Here is a 21,068-nt window from a genome sequence, read left to right as displayed (position 1 = left end):
AAAAAACGACAGCACTTTTCGCCATTGAGACTGGCGTTTTCTAATAACGAGATAGCGTCAAGTCAATTGCCTTATTCTGTTTGTAGTTAAACTATCTCCCTCTGTTTTTATGCATAAACAGAGGGAGATGTGACTATTCATTTTAGCAAGAATGCCCTATTCTATTTACTTTAAGAACTAAAACATTTCTGAAGTTGTTTTACCTTGCATATGATGTATCAAGTAGTCTGGTCCTCCTGCTTTGGAATCCGTTCCAGACATATTAAATCCACCGAATGGCTGATAACCTACAATTGCTGCTGTGCAGCCACGATTAAAGTAAAGGTTTCCAACATGAAAATCTTCTCTCGCTTGTTCAAGATGAGCACGATTGTTTGTAATAACAGCGCCAGTCAGACCATACTCGGTATTATTTGCAATTTCAATTGCTTCCGTAAAATCTTTAGCTTTCGTAAGACCAACAACAGGGCCAAATATCTCTTCTTGCATAATCCGACCTTTCGAATCCACATCGGCGAATACGGTTGGCTTTATAAACCAACCTTTGCTATCATCACCTTCACCACCGGCGATTAACTCTCCTTCCTGCTTACCAATATCAATATACCCCATTATTTTATCATATGCAGCTTGGTCAATAACCGGCCCCATATAATTTGCATAGTCTACTGGATCACCTACCGTTAACGCCTCTGTTAACTCTACAACACGGGTTTTCACATCTTCATACACGTCCTCATGAATAACAGCCCGAGAACAAGCAGAACATTTTTGTCCAGAGAAACCAAAAGCAGATTGAACAATGGACTGGGCAGCCAATTCTAAATCAGCTTCACGGTCGACGACGATGGTATCTTTTCCACCCATTTCAATAATTGTTCGCTTCAGCCACTTCTGACCTTCTTGTACCACAGCAGCTCGTTCAAAAATACGGGTCCCAACTTCACGAGAGCCTGTAAAGCTTACAAAACGTGTTCGCGGATGATCCACTAAATAATCCCCAACGTCTTTGCCTGACCCAGGAATAAAATTGATCACACCAGCTGGAAGACCCGCTTCTTCGAGCACTTCCATAAATTTATAAGCGATTACAGGTGTAGCACTAGCCGGTTTTAGCAACACTGTATTCCCAGTTACCATAGCAGCAGCAGTTGTACCTGCCATAATGGCAAATAAGAAGTTCCAAGGTGAGATAACAACACCAACACCGAGTGGGATGTAGTGAAATTGATTATGTTCAATAGGACGACTATTTATTTTAATACCGTCTTTTAATGTAAGCATTTGCCTTCCATAGTATTCCAAAAAGTCAATCGCTTCCGCGGTATCAGCATCTGCTTCCTTCCAAGGTTTGCCACCTTCTTTCACTAAGTGTGCAGTAAATTCGTGCTTTCTGCGACGAATAATGGCAGCTGCACGAAATAACAAATCAGCGCGAAACTTTGGATCTGATTTACGCCATGATGCGAATGTTTCATCTGCTGTTTGCATTGCTTTTTCTGCTAACGCTTGATTTGCTTTGGAAACATAACCAACAACTTCATCTTTATTTGCAGGATTTAGAGAGATAATTTTTTCTTCTGTCGTAATTCTCTCTCCACCAATAATTAACGGATATTCTTTTCCAAGATCTTGTTCAACTTTTTCCAAGGCTTTTACCATTTTCCGCCTATTTTCTTCAACTGTAAAATCTGTAAATGGTTCATGTTTGTAAGCTACTACCATACAAAAACCTCCTTCAATATTTTCGCCACTCTACAGGAAGCGTTTTCAAATGTTGCAATTTGTTCAACCATAATTTAACTATTATTAAGCGCCGCATCCCCCTTCAGCAATGAATTACTAAGTTTTACTACAAGTCAGCTTCCTATAACTGCATTTGAACACATACTAAATTGCAAACGATAGTAATTTTCACACAATTTAACGCGAAACTATTTAAGTATTACTTAAATTATGGTTAACTAAATTATAAGATAGTTTCATCTTTTTCGTCAACCGATTCTTAGAGAAGAAAGCTCATTTTATAAATAGCGTGTTCACATATACCTTTCATTGATATAAAAACGCTTTTATTATCTAAAGTTAAAAGATATATCTTATAAGAAATGGTGTAGAGGAGGGCAAACGATGCAACTGACAACACATATAGGAAAAAGAATAAACGAGCTGCGAAAGAGAAAAAAATTAACGTTAAAAAACATCTCTGAGCAAACCGGGCTATCAATTAGCTTCTTATCACAATTAGAGCACGGAAAAACCTCTGCTACTTTAGAGTCACTTAAAAAAATTTCAGAATCACTTGATGTAAACCCGAGCTATTTTTTCTCAGAAACAGATGATGACTCGCGTTCTACAATTACTAGAAATACGGTAGACACAGCGAACTTGACAGAAAATAGATTTATTTATAAAAATTTATCAGGAGGCATGAAAGATCCCGCGTTTATTCCAAATTTAATTATTCTCGATCCTGGTGCAAATCGTGGTAACAATTTTTCTCATAAGGGGCATGAATTTTTATTTGTCCTAGAAGGCACCTTAACCATTGAAGTAAATAATTGTGTGAATGTTTTACAGCCATATGATTGTGTATTTCTTGACTCTTCTAAACCACATTATTGGTTTAATAAGACAGATAAACCGATAAAATTTTTATGCATTTCAACAAACGATTAATTCTATGGAAAAAATCGGCGGCATATCGAGAAATTTTTATGGAGAAAGTCTTCGTTTAACTTTCCTATCGTGTAAAAAACGGAGAGCGTCGGGGAATTGATAGGAGCGTTGCTTTATTTACACTATGTTCTGCTATCATCCACTTTCACGCAGGGATAATACCTTCACTACTAGGAGGCGAAGTAAATGGTGGCTTCCTACTTTTTTCGGCTATTGCTTTTACTACTTAGAACCTTCGTACAAACGGATCCTACTGCCTAAAATATCCAGTTCAAACTGTCCGAGGAAGGTTAAGAAAACTTGTTGTTATCGCCAAATATTTATAGCGAAAGCAAGTTTCCTTATAACTATAAACCTTCCTATAGTAGAAAAACGCCACGGATGGAAGTTTGACTGGATTTACAATTGGTTATCAATAAAAATAGTTAGTACACGTGCAGGTTCATTATTGACTGGAATAAATAAATGAGGTTTATCCCCTTTAAAATAAGCGCTATCCCCTTGTTCCATATAATGTTTTCTACCTTCATAACGCAAATGAATCGCACCTTCCAATACATAGATGAATTCATCTTGAGAGTGAGTATAAGACTCTTCCCTTACATTCATATCCCTTGGCGTAACATATACAATTGTCGGTTCAACGCCTGTGAATGGAGATCGGTTCGCCAACAATTCATAGGAATACCCCATATTGTCGTCCCCAACTTTAAATTGCCGTTTATTAGAAGGAAGTAATACGAGATCACGATCTTCTTGATCATCTAAAAGCCATGATAGTGGCACGTTTAACGCTTCACTTATTTTAGATAAAGTAGCAATTGCTGAAGCTGTCTGTCCGTTTTCTATTTTCGACAGTAAACTTTTGGATATACCACATTCATCTGCGACCTGTTGTTGCGTTTTCTTCGCGCGTAAACGCATTTGCTTTACTTTTGCTCCAATGTTATTCAAATTTATAGCAGCTCGCTCCTTCCATGTATAACATTTCTTTTCTCAAATTTTTATTAGTGGATTTCAATTATTTAAAAATGCTCTTTTATCTCCCACTTATTGTTCGTAGTCTTAGAAGAGCTTGGGTTATGTATAAGCCCTAAAACACCTAAGACCTGTGAACAAACTAGGTATGTAGGTGCTATCGTCTCGAATAAGATTTGTTCAGCCCGCATTTTTTTCAAATTTTGCAAGCGTCTTGTTGTAACTTTTCTATTGGCATAAAGGGTACATAAGTATATTTAATCATAGAATAGAAGAAAATTGTCGTCAAATATTTGTATGTGTCTAGTTTTTCTCGACTAATTATAAACACTATATTTTTCACTCTATTCTAAACACTTTTACTGTCGTTAATATAACAATTGTTTTAAATTACAAGCGTAATGTAGGTGGTGACAACTGCGGAAAAACACTACACTTTCCATGGACCCAAGCTCAGACTCCACAAAAAAGCAGTTCGCTTTTTTCCCTACTGGGGGCTTCCCACTGCGCTTTCCCATAGTACAAACAGCGAAACGTCGCAAAGGGACTATTTATTTTCTATCCACTGTCGTTTATTTGTACTAGAAAATCTAACAACTACGAGTTATTCCTTATCGTCCTGCTCTTTTCTATCACGTTCTTCAAACCAAGAAACTAACTGAAAAAAGCAGGATATTATCAAAAATCTTAGCTATTCTACAGCACAAAAAAAGAAGGTTAAGTGATCCGCTAAATTACCTGCGGCCACTTAACTTTCTTTTAGCGTACTTAAATTAATTCATACACTCTAGCTTCATACGGTTTTAAAGTTATCTGTTCCAACGATTTAGACGCGTCAGCTTTATAATTGGCTAAAAGCAGTTTTCCTTCTTTAGATGTAATCGTTTTTGGTAATTTAAAGGTAGTTTTCTCAGCAAATAGATTCGTTAACACAAGCATTTGTTGGTTATCCAACGTTCTCGTATAGGCATAGATTTGGTCATGATCCTCCAAAATAAGATCATAACGTCCGTAGATGAATACATCATTTTCTTTTCTTATTTGAACCATTTTACGATAATAATGGTAGATCGAATTAACGTCTATTTGTTGCTGTTCCACATTAATTTGTTTATAATTTGAATTCACCTTCAACCACGGCGTCCCCGTTGTAAAGCCAGCGTTGGCTTGATTATTCCATTGCATTGGGGTTCTCGAGTTATCACGACCATTTTTCCAAATAATTTCCATGATTTCCTCATGACTTTTTCCATTTTCCAGTTCTTCCGCATACATATTTTTAATCGATACATCATTATAATCGTCAATAGAATCAAATTGAACATTAGTCATACCGATTTCTTGACCTTGGTATATAAAAGGCGTTCCTTGCATTAAAAAATAAAGTGTGGCAAGACACTTGGCCGATTCTTGCCAGTAAACTCCATCATCACCCCACGTCGATACGGAGCGGGGCTGATCATGATTTTCTAAAAATAAAGCATTCCAACCATTTCCCTCTAAACCTTTTTGCCATTTTGTCAATGTTTGTTTTAAAGCGTGCACATCTAAGCCACCTGTAACACTTTTTCCCCACAAGTCCAGATGTTCGAATTGAAACACCATATTAAATTTACCTTGTTCTTCACCAACCCATAAGTGAGCGTCATCGATGGTAACCCCATTTGCTTCACCAACAGTCATAATATCATAATTTGAAAAAGTCTCCTTTTTCAATTCTTCTAAAAAATTATGAATACCAGGTTGGTTCATGTGACCTGCAAAAGAAGGTACATATTTTTTATTATCTGGATTTGGGAGATCAGGAAAACCAGGCGCTTTTTTTATATGTGAAATAGCATCTACACGAAAGCCATCAATACCTTTATCTAACCACCAGTTCACCATATCATATAAACTTTTACGTACAGTAGGATTTTCCCAATTTAAATCCGGTTGCTTTTTAGAAAAAACATGTAAATAATAGGCTTTTGTTTGTTCATCATATTCCCATGCAGAACCGCCAAAAATAGAAGCCCAATTATTTGGCTTTTTCCCATTTTTTCCTTCATGCCAAATATAATAATCTCGGTATGGATTATCCGTTGATGATCTTGATTCAATAAACCACGGATGCTCATCAGATGTATGGTTAATCACTAAGTCCATAATTAATTTCATTCCACGTTGATGAACTTCATCTAATAATAGATCAAAATCTTCCATCGTTCCAAACTCAGCCATGATTGCTTGATAATCACTAATATCATACCCGTTATCATCGTTAGGTGATTGGTAAACAGGGCTTAGCCAAATGACGTCCATTCCCAAGTCCTTTAAATAATCGAGCCTTTGAATGACACCGGGTATATCGCCAATGCCATCCCCATTTGAATCCATAAAGCTACGTGGATAAACTTGATAAGCAGTTGCTTCTTTCCACCAAATTCTTTTCATCGCTGTCTTCTCCTTCTTACCTTTTCTACATTTCTACTTCATAATTAAATGCCTTTTATATACTGATGGTAACATCTACGCCAAAATGATCAGAAATAATGGGCAAATTCATTCCATTAAAAATCACTTGCGAACGAATAACTTCAACCTTTGCAGAAGAAAAAATATAATCAATTCGTTTATTCGTATGACTATCTTGCCAACCAGCAATATCACCACATACTGTAATGCCTGCGTCTTTTTCTTTCGCTAACTGATAAGTGTCATAATACCCTACATGTTGAACATAATCATACCCTTCATTCTCTAATGATGCTTCATTGTTAAAGTCACCTACTAAGAAATGAAGTCGATCCTTAGGGACGGACTTGACTAGTCGATCGATTTGCCTTTTAAAAGGTTCTACGCTATCGTTCCACCAGCCCATATGACAGGAATAAAAGTCCACTTCTTTTCCGTTTATATCTATTGTCATACCAACCACTTTTCGAGCCTTCCAATAGGATGTATCTTCACTTTCACTCACAAAGAATGATTGTCCATTTACTACCTTATGCTTTGTTAATAAAGCGACTCCTTCTTCAAATCGATCATAAGCAATATGTGCATAGTCCCAAATGAATGCATACGTTGACCCTAATGCTTGCAATTCTTTTTGCAGCAATAAAATAAAGTTATCTGCTCTCAAGTTCTTACTCACTTTTTTTGCTGTAATGGTTTGATTTACTTCCTGCAACGCAATAACGTCATAGGATAGATGATGAATTGTTTCTGCTAGAATAGAGAGCTTATCTAGTTGCGAATCTTCTAGCCAAGAATGGCAATTTAACGTTAATAGCCTCACGATCTATCCTCCAAATAATCAATCACTTTCGATTTCAATACATCTGCTTTCGGGCCATATATTGCTTGAATACCTGACCCTCTAACTACTAGTCCCATAGCGCCGGTTTTTTTCCAATCTGCTTCTGACGCTACTTGTTTTACATCTTTCAACGACACACGTAATCTGGTCATACATGCATCTACCTCATCAATGTTTTCTTTCCCACCTAACATGTTTACAATAGCGACTACCTCTTCATCTCCTTGAAAGGATCCGCCTTTTTCCACTTCATCATCTGAATAATTACCAGCGCGGCCCGGTGTTGCTAAATTCATTTTTTTAATGAACAAGTAAAACAGAAAGTAACTACATACGAAGAACACAATACAGGTGAGTACAAAGTTGATAACATCTCCTAAAAGCCCTGCATTTATAGCCATTGGTAACCTGGTAAAAAATTCAACTAAGCCAAATGAATGTAAACGTAAATCAATCAAATCCACGATAGCAAAGCTCAACCCTGCTACGATAGCGTAAACAAAGTAAAGTAAGGGAGCTGCAAACATAAACATAAATTCAAGTGGCTCTGTTACACCAGTAATAAACACAGCTATACCTGCTGAAAAGAACATCGATTTATATTTTACACGTTTGTCTTTATCCACATTACGATACATTGCTAAAGCAGCACCCATTAACACAGCGGTGGATAAAATCATTTGCCCCATTTTAAACCTTGCCGGTGTTACATCTTGCATTAATTGATGATAAGCTGTTGTATCACCATTAGCTTTTAAATTTACTAAGTCAGATATCCAAGCTAACCATAGTGGATCTTGTCCAGCTACGATTTCACCTGCTGTTGCACCTGTTAAAACGGTATAGGTGCCACCTAATTCCGTATAATTAATTGGAACAGTTAACATATGATGTAGACCAAACGGAAGCAATAATCGTTCAAGCATTCCCATCGTAAAAGGAGCTAAGAATGGTGCAGCATCTTTTGAATTTGCTAACCAGACTCCGAAATCATTAATTAACCCTTGAATAAAAGGCCATACAACTGACATAACAAGCGCGATAATAACAGACCAAAGAATCACTACAAATGGGACGAACCTTTTCCCATTAAAAAAAGATAATGCTTGTGGTAACTTGCTGTAATTATAATAGTTGTTATAAATGATCGCCCCGACAAACCCAGAAATAATACCAATAAATACTCCCATATTTAACGCTGGGGCACCTAATATGGTTGTAAAGTAATTATCTACTATGAGGTCGCTTCCAAATAAAGAATGAACGGTAGCTTTTGCATTGGTAAACATGTCATTTGTTACACCAAAAACAGCACCTGTAATTCGGTTAATTAAAATAAAGGCGAGGAGTGCAGCAAAAGCTCCACCAGCTCTCTCTTTTGCCCAAGCACCACCAATAGCAACTGCAAATAATATATGTAAATTATTTATAATTGCCCAACCTATATCTTCCATTACTCGTCCAACTATAAGGATAAAAGAAACATCCCCAGACATGCCTAAAACTTTTCCTAAAGAAATCATGATTCCAGCTGCAGGCATCACAGCCACTACAACGAGTAAAGCCTTTCCTAATTTCTGCCAAAAATCAAATGAAATTACATTCTTCATGCTGTCTTCCTTTCTCTATTGTAATAAAAAACCTAAAAGGTGCAATCGTTTTCTACAACCGTTTTCTTTTACACCCAAGATAATATTTTGTATATACTACAACATCCAATGTATTTAAAACAAAATAATGATTGCTCCAATAACAATTCAGCACAAATGTTGCGCAAACGATTGCTCGTAGTACATTAACATCATATAAGATAAATCAAATTCGGTCAATACCAAATAAATTACTTTTTTACTAATTTGCAGTGGGACATAGAAAAAGAAGGCTAGTCGCCAAATCTTTATGACGAAAGCCTTCGTTTTGCTTATACTAACATGTGTATTTTCTATCGTGGAACAAAACATAGAAATATATCATATTAAAACTCTTAACTTCTAATTTCCTATGAAAGTTACTCTTCTTTGCACGCCCAAGCATCTATTTCAACTTTACATCGTGGAGCTGCTAAAGCTACTACATACACCATCGTAGTACACGGCAAATGATCACCAAGAAAATCACGAATCACTTTTTTTCGAGCTTCTGTATCTATATTTTCTACTAGATAAAATACCAATTTCGTAATATCTTTTATTTCCATATTAGCTGCAACTAAATTATTTTCTATATTTTGAAACGCCAATCCCATTTGCTCTAATGCACTTTCTGGAACATTTCCATCTACACACATACCTAATTGCCCAGAAATAGTTAACCACCTCATTGGGTTTAAAATTTCGATTTGATGCACATAGGGCGCTACAGGAGATGAACATTTTTTGGATTTCTAGCTATTTTCAAAACAATCACGTTTCGTTAGAAAAAGCTTTATACTGTCTTTTTATAATCGTTTGCTTGTGAAGCTACTGTTTTACTTGGTAATTTCTTGCCAATTTTATCTTGAATAAATAAAGCCGCTTGTTGCATTTTATCTTCTTTAATGCCTGTTTTTATACCTAAACCGTGTAACAAATAAAGTACATCATTTGTTGCCACATTTCCTGCCGCACCTCTTGCGTATGGACAACCGCCTAAACCTCCTACAGAACTATCAAAACGAGTGATTCCATAACGTAGAGACGTTAAAATATTTGCTATCGCCATCCCTCTTGTATCATGAAAATGCATGATTAACTGCTCTGAGCTAAACTCAGTCAACATCCGTTCCAAGAGGGCTTCAACTTGTGAAGGGACTGCTGTTCCAATTGTATCTCCTAATGAAATGGCATCTACACCATCTTCCATTAGCTGATTACATACACGAATAACTTGTTCAGGGTCCACTTTACCTTCATAAGGACAATCGAAAACCGTTGACACATAGCCAGTCACATATTTATTGGCTTGCTTTGCTTCTTTAATTACTTTACGCAATACTGGATATGTTTCTGAAATAGATTTATTAATATTTTTTTTATTATGTGTTTCACTTACTGACATGAATATGGATGCTCCATCAATCCCGACTTCTAATGCATGCTCTAAACCTTTTAAATTTGGCACAAGTGCAGAATAAAAGACGTTCTTATTTCGTTTTATTTTTCTCCCTACTTCTTGAGCATCCCTCAGCTGTGGGATCCATTTTGGATGAACAAATGAAGAATATTCGATCTCGCCAACCCCAGACTCAGACAGCATATTGATCCATTTAACCTTATCGTCCGTTTCAATAAACGCTTTCTCATTTTGTAACCCATCTCTTGGCCCTACTTCTTTAAGCCGAATACAGTTAGGATAATTCACTTTTCTCCCCCTCTCGTAAAATCCGTGCTTTGCTAAAAACTTCCAATAGCATCCAAAACAATAATTCACTCCTGTGTACTATGGAATTAATCAATAGGTACATACGAAGCTAAATTGGAATGCGCTTTCAATCCATAATATGAAATGACGACGATGTTGTTATTTCCTAGTATAAAATTCACATGTATTCGATTATGTTTATTTTCATTCAACATTGTTGAATAAAGTATATTACAAAAATTCAGGTATCGTCAACCCGTTTTATGATCTAACTTTTAAAGACATGTCGCAACGTATACTATTCGTAAAAATTCATACATTCACTTTTCTTCTTTTCAGAAATATATTTTCATGATAAAATTACTTCAAGTTTTTAGAGGAATTAGCTTATGTCAAGAAGGTGTAATAACGACTGATACATGCAAACTCAACATGAAAAACCTTGTTAGAAAGATTTTGTTTTCCTTATACTATAAACAAAAAAATCTTATACACTTCTATAGGGTAAAACACACCGTTATTCCTCTTACATTTTCAATGCTTTACTTTTACTCTCAATAATGAGCAGCAGCGTTAACACACGGTGTCTCAATCAAAAAATTCACCCAAAACAAACCTACAACCATGACAACGGTCACCTTTTTCTAATCGCATTCCAAAGAAAATTACTTATTTATTCCACATTTTTCACATAATACTACCGTCTCCATCCATTAAGATAGATCGTAAAGTTCATAATTTTTGACAAGAGTAAGCTAAATTTCTAATAAGCCTTGTTCAAATAACATAATTGTATGAAATAATTGTTTGGACAAACAAGAAAGTGGTGACAGTAGTGGAATTACTTAGCCTTCAAGGATTAGCACATATTGTAGGTGTTCCACCATCTATTCTGGCAACATGGATAAAACAATTTGCCATGTATGTACCTAAAGCACAGGAAGAGGATGAAAATTACTATCTTCCTGAAGCAATTGATGTGCTAAAATACATTAAACAATGTAAACAAGCGCAGTATAGTTTTACGGAAATTGAAAATTTATTACTATCTGAATTCACAAGCATAGAAAATAAATCAGCATCAACTGTTTATCAGACAGAAGACAAAGAAACGATTCGTTGTATGATGCAAACCATTGGCTTGACTGTAACGAACATGAATCAACTTACCGAATCATTTCATGCGTTAGAACACAAGTATAAAGAACAAACACGAGAATTAAACACATTAAAAAAACAAATAGAGCTACTCCATAGCAAACAAATTCAATGACCTTTTCCATTAATTCTGTTTAAAAGGAGGAAAAACTATGTTTAAACCTGATACAAAGACAGCTAAGCCAGGTGATATTATCGAATTTAAAAGAGAGGATGTACTTTTACAAGGAAAAGTACTACCTTCAAGCTGTAAACAAAGTATCATTGTCGATATTTCAAAAGCACAGAATTTAGCTGAGTTAAACAACGGTTATTCTACTACTGTTGTAGCTCATAAAAATTACCGTGTTATTGGATAACATGTATCGTTTTCTTTTCCCGTTCAATGTCTAAAATGAAGGACCTTATAACATCTATGTTCGTGATAAAATGTGGCATAATGTATGTACTTAATTGACGTTAGAATGCAGACACCTTACCGATCGCAAGTTCAATCGTAATTTGTAGAATTGCTTTTAAATCATGTATAATTGTGTAGACAGTTATACATGATTTTTTGTTTGCTTACCCTATGTTTAAAAAAGGAACGCATCATGTAAAGCCTATCAATTAACTATATTAGCTACATTCTTCTCTATTTTTATACACTTTGTAAGCTTTGGCATAGGATTTGCTTTAATAAAAAAACAGGACTGTTGATGAACTGAAGGAGGAACTTACTATGGAATTTAATCACGTTACAGTAATTTATGAAGAAAATATCGCTATCTTGACCTTAGATTCACCACCAGCTAACGCCCTATCCTCAGCAATGATTACAGAATTACGCACCATGTTAAAACAATTTCAAGACGATTCCAATGTACATGCTATTATTTTAACTGGAGCAGGCAAATTTTTTGCTGCTGGGGCTAATATTAAAGAGTTTGTACCAGCAATGGGAAATTATCAAAAAGGAATGGATATGTCTAAAGCGGGACAGGATTTATGCAATGAATTGGAATTTATGACAAAGCCGGTAATTGCAGCAATAAATGGACCAGCACTTGGCGGAGGTTTAGAAGTAGCAATGGGCTGCCACTTCCGAATCGCATCTGAAAAAGCAACAATTGGCTTACCTGAAGTAAAACTTGGACTTGTCCCATCATTCGGCGGGACACAACGTCTTTCACGAATCACTAGCGTAGCTACTGCGTTAGAATTAATTCTTACCGGAAAACATATAGACGGTGATAAAGCACTAGAGTTAGGTATTGTTCAAGCAAAAGTTTCTAGTGACGAGCTAATGTCAACTGCGAAGACGATTGCCCGTTCTTTTATAGAAGGAAATAGTATGCAAAGTATTACAAGAGCTGTTGAAAGCGTCGTTCAGGGGGCACAGAAATCTTTTTCGGATGGATTGCAGAGAGAAAAGGAAATCTTTGGTGAGTTATTTCTAACAGAAGATGCTAAAGAAGGCGTTCAGGCTTTTGTCGAAAAACGCAAACCTGATTTTCGCCACCAATAATACATAGGGGGTCATAGGAAGATGAGCGATGTTTTATTTTCCAAAAAAGAACATGGCGTTGCAACCATTACATTAAATAGACCAAAAGCAATTAATTCGTTAACATCAGGTATGCTTTCGCCAATTTATGAGAGATTGCTAGAATGGGAAAATGATTCTGATGTGCAATTAATTATTTTAAATGGTGAAGGACAAAAAGGGTTTTGTGCTGGTGGAGATATAAAAACATTATATCAGGCAAAAGAAAACGAAGAAGCGTTTGAAAAAGCAATGGATTTTTTTGAAATAGAATACGCAACGGATAAATTCATCGCTAATTTCCCAAAGCCAATAATCGCATTGCTCGATGGTGTTGTCATGGGAGGTGGCGTTGGACTCTCTTACGGAGCTAGCCATCGTATCATAACAGAAAAAACAAAATGGGCGATGCCTGAAATGAACATTAGCTTTTTCCCAGATGTCGGTGCAGCATACTTCCTTAATCAAGCTCCGGGCTACGTTGGAAGGTATTTAGCACTAACGTCGGAGATTATAAAAGGTGCAGATATTCTATATGCTAATGCTGCTGATTATTATATAACAACATCGCAAATAGAACCACTAATCAAAGCAGTTTATGATATAAATTGGCTGCATGAAACAGAAACAGAACTAAAATTAACTCAATTGATAAAAAGCTTCGAAACTGAATTAAAATCTGAAAGTAATTTGGCGCAGCATCAAGAGGAAATTAACCATCATTTCGCGCATCAAACAGTAGAAGAAATTGTTGCTTCTCTGGCGTCAGCTGATAGTCTATTTGCAACAGAAACAAAAAATACGATTGTCTCTAAATCACCTATTTCTCTAAAAGTTACTTTAGAGCAGCTAATTCGTGGAGAGAACCAAACTTTAGCAAAATGTTTGGAAACCGATCTAATTATTGCTAAAAATTTCTTGAAAACAAATGATTTTTATGAAGGGGTACGTTCCGTCGTCATTGACAAAGATAAACAACCAATCTATCAATACAAGCAATTATCCGACGTCTCTCAATCTGTTGTAGAATCATTTTTTCAGTAAAAAACGATGTCAAAACAGCCGAACAATAGGTTAAAATGTTCGGCTGTTTTCAAATAACCTAGAACCAGCGTTCCGTTACTACTTTCTTTCTTGTATAGAATTGCACCCCGTCTTTTCCGTTCGTTCCTAAATCACCATAAAACGAAGCTTTATTTCCTGCGAAAGCAAAAAATGCCATCGGAGCTGGAACATTTACATTCACACCGACCATTCCTGCATCAATTTGGTCACGGAACGTTTGCGCATGTTTTCCGCTTGACGTATAAATGACCGCCCCATTTGCAAATCTCGATGTATTCGTTAGCGCTATCCCTTCTTGTAAATCCTTCACTCTTACTACACTTAACACAGGAGCAAAAATCTCATCCTGCCAAATCTTCATATCTGGTGTAACATGATCAAAAATAGTCGCACCTACATAGTAGCCATCTGGCGTTTCTTCTTCAATCGTTCTGCCGTCTATGAGTAGTTCAGCCCCTTCCTCTACTCCCTGATCAATATAGCCAACTACTTTATCTTTGTGAGATTGTCGGATGAGTGGACCAACAAATGTTGAATCATCTAATCCATCTCCAGCCTTTAATTTTTTTGTTTCTTCCGTTAATAAATGCAAAAATGCATCTGCTACTTCATCTACAACGGCAACAACCGAACAGGCCATGCAACGCTCTCCACTGCTTCCAAATGCAGCACCAATGACACCTTGGACTGTTTTTTCTAAATTACAATCAGGCATGACGACAGCGTGATTTTTCGCACCTGCTAATGCTTGCACCCGTTTCCCGTGTGCCGTACCTGTCTGATATACATGCTTAGCTACTGGCTCTGATCCTACAAAAGAAATTGCCTCAATATCCGGATGCTGTAACACCCGATTTACAACCTCTTTCCCTCCGTGAACGAGGTTAAGTACACCATCAGGGAAACCTGCTTCATAAAATAATTCAACTAATCGTTCTGCTAAAATCGGTGTACGTTCAGACGTCTTTAAAACAAATGTATTTCCACAAGCAATAGCTAGCGGGTACATCCATAGTGGAACCATCATCGGAAAATTAAATGGTGTGATGCCTGCCACTACACCTAATGGGTAACGCCAGATAGTCCCATCGATGCCACTTGCAATTTGTGGCAATGCATCACCCATCATTAAATTCGGAGTAGATGTTGCTAATTCAACTACTTCTATTCCGCGTTGTACTTCTCCCCTTGCATCTCTGAGCGATTTCCCATTTTCCAATGTAATAATTTTTGCCAAACTTTCTTTATGCTCTTTTAATAAATGCAAATAATTAAATAAATAACGCGCACGGTTTGGAACAGGGACATTCGCCCAATCCTCATAAGCATTTTTAGCTGCTGCTACCGCTTGATCGACGTCTTCCTCCGTTGATAGCACAACTTGGGCAATGATTTCACCTGTTGCTGGATTAGGTATATCATGTTTTTCTGCACCAGATGAAGCCACCCAGCTATTTCCAATATAATTTTGCATCACTTTTACTTCTTGCGATATCATTTTTCAGCCTCCTTTTTAGCCGACTGTTCCTTTACCCGTTCATAAAGAACAGCCATATCCTGATCTCCATATCCTTCTTTTTCCACTTGTTGATATAAAGATAATAACGTTTTGCTAATGGGTAAATCTAATTGATTGTTTTCCGCTGCTTCCATAGCAAACTCTAAATCTTTACGCAATAATTTTAAAGAAAAACCAGGTTCAAAATCATTGTTGGCAATAAACGCCTTATAGTTTCGTTCATAAATACGACTTTGCCCGTAACTCACACTTAACATAGAATATAAGTCATCTAAATTAATATTTTTCTTTATAGCAATATGCAACGCTTCACTGACACCAGCTGTATAAAATCCAATTAGTAAATTATTAATTAGTTTCACCGTCGTACCGCTATCAATTTGTTCATTAACATGAAAAACATTGCCACCAATCACTTCAAAAATTGGTAAAACACGCTCAAAAACTTCTCTTCTGCCTCCCGCCATTACGGTTAACGTTTGCTGTTCTGCACCGACGACACCACCACTTACAGGAGAAGCCAGAAAAGGAATTTCTTTCTCTGCACAGGCTTGATCAATCATTTGGTTTAATTCGGGAGAAACGGTACTTGTATCGACGAGTATTTTCGTTTTATCTCCTTGTTCAATTAATCCATCGGCAGCTAAATATACTTCCTCGACAGCTTTCACCGATGGAAGACTTGTCAAAATGACATCACTGGAAACGAGAACTTGCCCAATCGTTGTCGCAATTCTTCCTCCTTGCTCTTTCAATGAAAGGACAGCCTGTTCATTAATGTCATATCCAGTAACGGTATATCCTTCTTTTACTAAACCAATCGCCATTGGCAATCCCATATTTCCTAAGCCGATAAACCCAATTCGCTTCATATTCTTCCTCCTTGTTCCCATTGTACGTAACGAAATTATGTTCCATTACTACTTCGCATACGATCCATACGATATTTTAAGGTAATACTTCGACATTCATTGCTAAAACATTTAAAATCTAAAATCCATTACGGTTAATCATTTCTTTTGCAATGGTCTGTTTCTTTGCAATAATATTTGTGTATAGCACAGGGAACGAACGCACCTCCCTTATTCGCTCTTCGTATGTTTCCATTTCTTCTGAAATAGAAGCAAGTAAAGCGATTGTATGCTTTTCAACTCGTTGGTAGGCTTCCTCACAAAAGACGTCAGCTAGATTGATATATAGTGAATCTTTCTCCAACATAGCCTTGATCTCTGTAGCTTGCATAAGATAAATATCTTCTAATATAAGAGCTAGTCGATGTAAATGAAATTGATCGAGATGTGGAAGTTCGCCTGTTTCAGAAAGCGCATTCAAAACCATTCTTAATAGTTGATTCGCATAGCGAATAAATATATTCTCTTCCTTCTCGACGGATAAAATGACAGATGAGTCTTTTGTATACTGCTTTAAAAACGCCTTAGCAGTTGTTAGTCGATTAATTTCATTTGTTCCTTCAAAGATTCGATTTATTCTTGCATCTCGATATATACGCTCTACCTCATATTCTTGCATATACCCATATCCGCCATGGATTTGCACAGCCTCGTCGATGACATAATCAAGCGTTTCAGAAGCTTTCACCTTATTAATGGAGCAAGCCATTGCATAATCCGATAACCTTTCCAATATATCCCCTTTGTTGTCTTGCTCCATTTCGTCTAACCTATTCACCGTGTAATAGGCTGCACTTTCTGCTCCATATATTTCAAGCGCCATATTAGCTAATTTCTCTTGCACCATTCCAAAGTGAATGATTGGCTGTTTAAACTGCTTACGTTCTTTTCCGTATTCTACGGCGAGGCGTAACGCTTGTTTGGAAGTTCCAATATTAGCAAAAGCTAGCTTTAATCGTGCTAGATTTAAAATATTCAGCGCAATTTTATGCCCTTTCCCAACTTCACCTAGTATATCTTCTTCTTTCAAACGAACATCCTCTAAAATTAAAGTCGCCGTTGAAGAACCCTTAATGCCTAACTTCTTTTCCTCAGGTCCTACGGATACACCTGGCTGGTCACGCTCAACAACAAAAGCAGTAATGCCATCTGAAGTATTAGCAAACACTACATATACTTGAGCTATATGTGCATTCGTTATCCATTGCTTTTCTCCATTTAATGTCCAGCCTGAACCATCTACTGCCTTTTTAGCTGTCGTCTTAGCAGATAATGCATCAGACCCAGCATCTGGTTCTGTTAATGCATAGGCACCAACCCATTCACCGGAAACTAACTTCGGTAGATATCTGGTTTTTTGTTTTTCACTCCCAAAATATACAAAAGGTAACGTACCTACGCCTGTATGAATATTGAAAGATACACTAAATGATCCGCCAAAACCCATTTTTTCAGCAATAATTCCAGCCATACGCTTTCCCATTTCTAAACCACCATAAGCTTCAGGCACTTCCGCACCTAACAGCCCTAATTCACCAGTCGCTCGAAACAATTCACGAGCAATTTCATAATCATGCGCTTCCAACTTATCTAAATTTGGCGTTACTTGCTCTTCTACAAACTTTTCAATCATCCCTATAAGCAGTTCCTCTTCCTCTGCAAATGGATTCGTGGAATCCTCCTTAAGAATCCACTGTTTATTTGGAAAAATAGAATCTTTATCATGAAAGTTTACTTTTTCCATTACCTATCCCCCTTTCCATTTCTTAATGCAAATTACATGCCAAATTATAAAATTTAAAAAATAAAATTTAGACTAAACAATGAAACTTTTTCTTTTTTGTTTAAAAACTCGTCTTTAAGATTTGTCAAAAGGCGAAAACGGAAATCATAGTAAGACTAAATAAATCTAGCTTATCGTCAAGTTTCAATACTAAAAGTCTATAGTTGATTCCATCTAGTGGTGTTAAATAACCGAGAATAGTATGAACAAACAATGGAACAACTGTCTAACTGTTTAAACAATAATACATTTTGTGCTTCAAAAACTTATTTTTTAAATAATTCGTCTTATTGCCAAATTCTTAATGATGAAAAAGACCATCGTTTTATTAGTGATTAGCGAGATCTTGAGGGATTGCAACGATTAGTTCAGTCCGTTTCTGCGGAGCTTTGCTCTATATTAAATTTTTCGGTAATATCGAAGCGATACCTGTCTCTCACTTGTTTCCGTTTCCGTCACATTTTTCTGCTTATAGATAAAACCTCTTGCTTCATAAAAAGGAATTCCTAATTGATTTCCTTCTTGAACCGATACCCACTGCTCTTTCGCTCCCTCAGCTACTTGTTGTTCCGTTAATGCTGCGAGCAATTTACTGCCAATTCCCAAATAGCGATACAAACTATCTACGTAAAGAACATAGATTTCAGTCGAGCCATCTTTCATTGCCCCACCAATAACGCCAACCACTTTCATGCTAACTAACGCTATATAAGAATACAAACCAGCTTGTACATCCTGAGCAACTTTTCCCGGGTTGTACCAATAGGCTATATTTTGTTTTTGGTATTTTGCGCTTAATATTCCAGCTACTGTTTGTTTCCAACCTTCTGCACAAATTCTTGCTATATCATCTACATGTACCAATTGCGGTTTTACAATAGATATAGTCATTCGCACCTCCTATTTATCCACCTTACAAATAGACTTTGAACTACCTTACCAGTCATCTGTTAAAAATGGTTTAATTTATAACGAGCCAACTTATTGTAGAGCGTAGCCCTTGACATACCTAACCTTTCAGCTGCCTTTGTTTTATTTCCTTGTACTTGCTTTAATGTTTGCGTAATCATTTCTTTTTCTTGTTTTGTAGCCTCTTCTAAAAGTTCGTCCTTTCGATGATTGTATGGGTGATACGTTTGAAAAAAAGTCTCCCTTACCGAAGCAGGCAAATGATTAAATGTTATGTGGTTCCCATCTGTTAACACATATAGTCTTTCTATTATATTCATTAACTCACGCACATTTCCAGGCCAATGGTGCTGTTTCATCCATTGCAATACATGTTGATCAAAGGTTTTTTCTCCTTGTTTATAACTCTTCGCTAACTGCTGTAATTGATAGGCAATTAAAGTAGGTAAATCCTCCAACCGTTCTCGTAACGGCGGTATCTCAATAGGAATAACATAGAGCCGGTAGTATAAATCTTCGCGAAATTTCCCATCCTTGACCATTTGTTGCAAATTTTGATTCGTTGCCGTAATTAAACGAAAGTTCACGCCTACAGCTTTTCTATCTCCTACTCGTTCCACTTTCCTTTCTTGCAACACACGTAAAATTTTGGCTTGCATGTTAAAAGGCATATCGCCAATTTCATCAAGAAAAATCGTACCCTCGTGTGCCAATTCAAATTTTCCTGGTTTTCCATCTCGATGTGCGCCAGTAAATGCACCTTTTGCATAACCAAACAATTCAGATTCCATTAATCCATCTGGAATAGCAGCACAATTCACGCTAATAAATCTTCCATTTTTAGCAGCACTCGCATCATGAATGGCTTTTGCAAACTGTTCTTTACCCACCCCACTTTCTCCTGTTAACAATACAGCCGCACTTGAATCTGCAGCTTTTCGAGCTATTTTTTTCGCTTCAGTAAGCGCTTTACTATCACCTAAAATATTCTCGAATTTAACAACTTCTAACGCTGGGCTATCAGATATTATAGGTAGGTTTTCCACTCGTCGCCTTTTATCCAATTGATCCATCTTTTGTATTACTTCATAAATTTCCGACACACCTTCATATACAAGGATACCGGCTGCACCAATAATTTTGTTGTTTTTCCAAATTGGAATTCGATGAACGACTAAGTTTTGCCCTTGTAACCGATGAGGTTGGCTACGTTCTGGAATGCCTGTTTTTAACACAACAGGTAATCGCGTGTTTTCGATAATGTCATCTGCCTTCTTTCCTAAAGCCTCTTCTTTAGCTACTCCAACATAACGACTGTACGCTTGATTAAACAATTGGATAACCCCTTGATCATCAACAACCGTCAACCCTTCATATGCCGTGTCAAAAATTAACTCGTACCAATGCATCAGATTTCCCATTTGGATAAACTCACGATGCATATACTTTTGAAAACCTAGTAACTCTTTTGCCGTTATTTGTCCAAGTAATTCTTCCGTGTTACCATCAATGACATAAACAGGGGTTTGATAAATATCTTCCATAGATGACCCTACAAAAGCTGTAGGATAATGTTTATTCATGATAGAAACTACTAACTCTTTTTGGCCCTTTATTTTTATATACTTCCATACATCATAACTTGACACAACACCTTGCATACACCCTTCAGCTACAACCGGTATATGAGTAATGGCGTGATTACATAACGTAGTAAATGCTACTTCAAGAGACGTAGATGGAGAAATAGATAGGGGGTTCGTGTCCATCCAATGCTCAACAAAAAAATTCTTTTTCAACTTATCTCTCCTCCAGTCATTTTAGCAACAGTACACTAATATAATTTCCTGATTTCACTTTTAAAAATGAATAAAAATGAACATGGTTTTAAATGATGCATT

Annotated in this window: 16 protein-coding genes and 1 pseudogene; 5 read left to right on the top strand and 12 right to left on the bottom strand. The window is 36.6% G+C overall.

What is annotated here, in order from left to right; translation table 11 throughout:
• Positions 1–177: 177 nt before the first annotated feature.
• Entirely contained in the window at positions 178–1,725 is a 1,548-nt protein-coding gene (gene pruA, locus D9780_RS02975) for an L-glutamate gamma-semialdehyde dehydrogenase (protein ID WP_121639235.1), read from the bottom strand.
• Positions 1,726–2,130: 405 nt separating this feature from the next.
• On the opposite strand from pruA, the gene D9780_RS02970 reads away from it, so the two are divergent.
• Positions 2,131–2,679, top strand: coding sequence for a helix-turn-helix domain-containing protein (locus D9780_RS02970; RefSeq protein ID WP_371413700.1), 549 nt, complete (start codon positions 2,131–2,133; stop codon positions 2,677–2,679).
• Between the two features lie 399 nt (positions 2,680–3,078).
• On the opposite strand, the gene D9780_RS02965 is transcribed toward D9780_RS02970, so the two are convergent.
• The 6 genes and pseudogenes from D9780_RS02965 to D9780_RS02940 form a co-directional block, all read right to left on the bottom strand.
• Positions 3,079–3,633, bottom strand: coding sequence for a helix-turn-helix domain-containing protein (locus tag D9780_RS02965; RefSeq protein WP_240458771.1), 555 nt, complete (start codon positions 3,631–3,633; stop codon positions 3,079–3,081).
• Between the two features lie 792 nt (positions 3,634–4,425).
• Positions 4,426–6,093 (bottom strand): glycoside hydrolase family 13 protein, encoded by a 1,668-nt coding sequence (locus D9780_RS02960; protein ID WP_121639234.1) that lies wholly within the window; start codon positions 6,091–6,093, stop codon positions 4,426–4,428.
• A 55-nt stretch (positions 6,094–6,148) separates the two neighbouring features.
• A complete protein-coding gene (locus tag D9780_RS02955) occupies positions 6,149–6,937 on the bottom strand; it encodes an endonuclease/exonuclease/phosphatase family protein (protein ID WP_121639233.1) in 789 nt (262 codons plus the stop codon).
• The gene (locus D9780_RS02950) at positions 6,934–8,568 is read right to left on the bottom strand and encodes a PTS transporter subunit IIBC (RefSeq protein ID WP_121639232.1); all 1,635 of its coding nucleotides are present in this window, start codon (positions 8,566–8,568) and stop codon (positions 6,934–6,936) included. Before D9780_RS02950 ends, D9780_RS02955 begins: the two co-directional genes overlap by 4 nt.
• Positions 8,569–8,966: 398 nt before the next feature.
• Positions 8,967–9,355 (bottom strand): annotated as a pseudogene (locus D9780_RS02945) (RidA family protein).
• Between the two features lie 27 nt (positions 9,356–9,382).
• Entirely contained in the window at positions 9,383–10,297 is a 915-nt protein-coding gene (locus D9780_RS02940) for a hydroxymethylglutaryl-CoA lyase (RefSeq protein WP_121639231.1), read from the bottom strand.
• Positions 10,298–11,132: 835 nt separating this feature from the next.
• Here D9780_RS02940 and D9780_RS02935 point away from each other — a divergent pair.
• From D9780_RS02935 to D9780_RS02920, 4 genes are all read left to right on the top strand, one after another.
• Complete coding sequence (locus D9780_RS02935; RefSeq protein ID WP_073005925.1) at positions 11,133–11,570, top strand: MerR family transcriptional regulator; 438 nt, start codon at positions 11,133–11,135, stop codon at positions 11,568–11,570.
• A gap of 37 nt (positions 11,571–11,607) precedes the next feature.
• Positions 11,608–11,814 carry a YkvS family protein gene (locus D9780_RS02930; protein ID WP_073005924.1) on the top strand — a complete coding sequence of 69 codons (207 nt, stop codon included), beginning with the start codon at positions 11,608–11,610 and terminating at the stop codon, positions 11,812–11,814.
• Between the two features lie 362 nt (positions 11,815–12,176).
• Positions 12,177–12,962, top strand: a complete 786-nt coding sequence (locus D9780_RS02925; RefSeq protein WP_073005923.1) for an enoyl-CoA hydratase-related protein — start codon at positions 12,177–12,179, stop codon at positions 12,960–12,962.
• Positions 12,963–12,983: 21 nt separating this feature from the next.
• Entirely contained in the window at positions 12,984–14,024 is a 1,041-nt protein-coding gene (locus tag D9780_RS02920) for an enoyl-CoA hydratase/isomerase family protein (RefSeq protein ID WP_121639230.1), read from the top strand.
• Positions 14,025–14,082: 58 nt separating this feature from the next.
• Here D9780_RS02920 and D9780_RS02915 read toward each other — a convergent pair whose 3' ends face one another.
• The 5 genes from D9780_RS02915 to D9780_RS02895 form a co-directional block, all read right to left on the bottom strand.
• Positions 14,083–15,543: a CoA-acylating methylmalonate-semialdehyde dehydrogenase gene (locus D9780_RS02915; protein WP_121639229.1), complete on the bottom strand. Its 1,461-nt coding sequence runs from the start codon at positions 15,541–15,543 to the stop codon at positions 14,083–14,085.
• A complete protein-coding gene (locus D9780_RS02910; protein WP_073005917.1) occupies positions 15,540–16,436 on the bottom strand; it encodes an NAD(P)-dependent oxidoreductase in 897 nt (298 codons plus the stop codon). Before D9780_RS02910 ends, D9780_RS02915 begins: the two co-directional genes overlap by 4 nt.
• A gap of 118 nt (positions 16,437–16,554) precedes the next feature.
• Positions 16,555–18,219 carry an acyl-CoA dehydrogenase family protein gene (locus tag D9780_RS02905; RefSeq protein WP_121639228.1) on the bottom strand — a complete coding sequence of 555 codons (1,665 nt, stop codon included), beginning with the start codon at positions 18,217–18,219 and terminating at the stop codon, positions 16,555–16,557.
• 438 nt (positions 18,220–18,657) lie between these two features.
• A complete protein-coding gene (locus tag D9780_RS02900) occupies positions 18,658–19,149 on the bottom strand; it encodes a GNAT family N-acetyltransferase (RefSeq protein ID WP_121639227.1) in 492 nt (163 codons plus the stop codon).
• Positions 19,150–19,208: 59 nt separating this feature from the next.
• On the bottom strand, positions 19,209–20,966 hold the full coding sequence (locus tag D9780_RS02895) for a sigma 54-interacting transcriptional regulator (protein ID WP_240458770.1): 1,758 nt from the start codon (positions 20,964–20,966) through the stop codon (positions 19,209–19,211).
• Between the last annotated feature and the right edge of the window lie 102 nt (positions 20,967–21,068).

Origin of the sequence: Virgibacillus sp. Bac330, from assembly GCF_003667845.1 — a bacterium.
GTDB lineage: Bacteria > Bacillota > Bacilli > Bacillales > Amphibacillaceae > Virgibacillus > Virgibacillus chiguensis.
Note: the sequence above shows the minus strand (reverse complement) of the source record. Positions and strands in the feature narration are given on the sequence as shown.

Excerpts from the sequence above, each read along its gene's own strand:
- D9780_RS02915 (WP_121639229.1), bottom strand. The coding sequence starts at position 15,543 with ATGATATCGCAAGAAGTAAAAGTGATGCAAAATTATATTGGAAATAGC.
- D9780_RS02950 (WP_121639232.1), bottom strand. The coding sequence starts at position 8,568 with ATGAAGAATGTAATTTCATTTGATTTTTGGCAGAAATTAGGAAAGGCT.
- D9780_RS02905 (WP_121639228.1), bottom strand. The coding sequence starts at position 18,219 with ATGGAAAAAGTAAACTTTCATGATAAAGATTCTATTTTTCCAAATAAA.
- D9780_RS02920 (WP_121639230.1), top strand. The coding sequence starts at position 12,984 with ATGAGCGATGTTTTATTTTCCAAAAAAGAACATGGCGTTGCAACCATT.
- pruA (WP_121639235.1), bottom strand. The coding sequence starts at position 1,725 with ATGGTAGTAGCTTACAAACATGAACCATTTACAGATTTTACAGTTGAA.
- D9780_RS02930 (WP_073005924.1), top strand. The coding sequence starts at position 11,608 with ATGTTTAAACCTGATACAAAGACAGCTAAGCCAGGTGATATTATCGAA.
- D9780_RS02910 (WP_073005917.1), bottom strand. The coding sequence starts at position 16,436 with ATGAAGCGAATTGGGTTTATCGGCTTAGGAAATATGGGATTGCCAATG.
- D9780_RS02925 (WP_073005923.1), top strand. The coding sequence starts at position 12,177 with ATGGAATTTAATCACGTTACAGTAATTTATGAAGAAAATATCGCTATC.
- D9780_RS02970 (WP_371413700.1), top strand. The coding sequence starts at position 2,131 with ATGCAACTGACAACACATATAGGAAAAAGAATAAACGAGCTGCGAAAG.
- D9780_RS02900 (WP_121639227.1), bottom strand. The coding sequence starts at position 19,149 with ATGACTATATCTATTGTAAAACCGCAATTGGTACATGTAGATGATATA.
- D9780_RS02960 (WP_121639234.1), bottom strand. The coding sequence starts at position 6,093 with ATGAAAAGAATTTGGTGGAAAGAAGCAACTGCTTATCAAGTTTATCCA.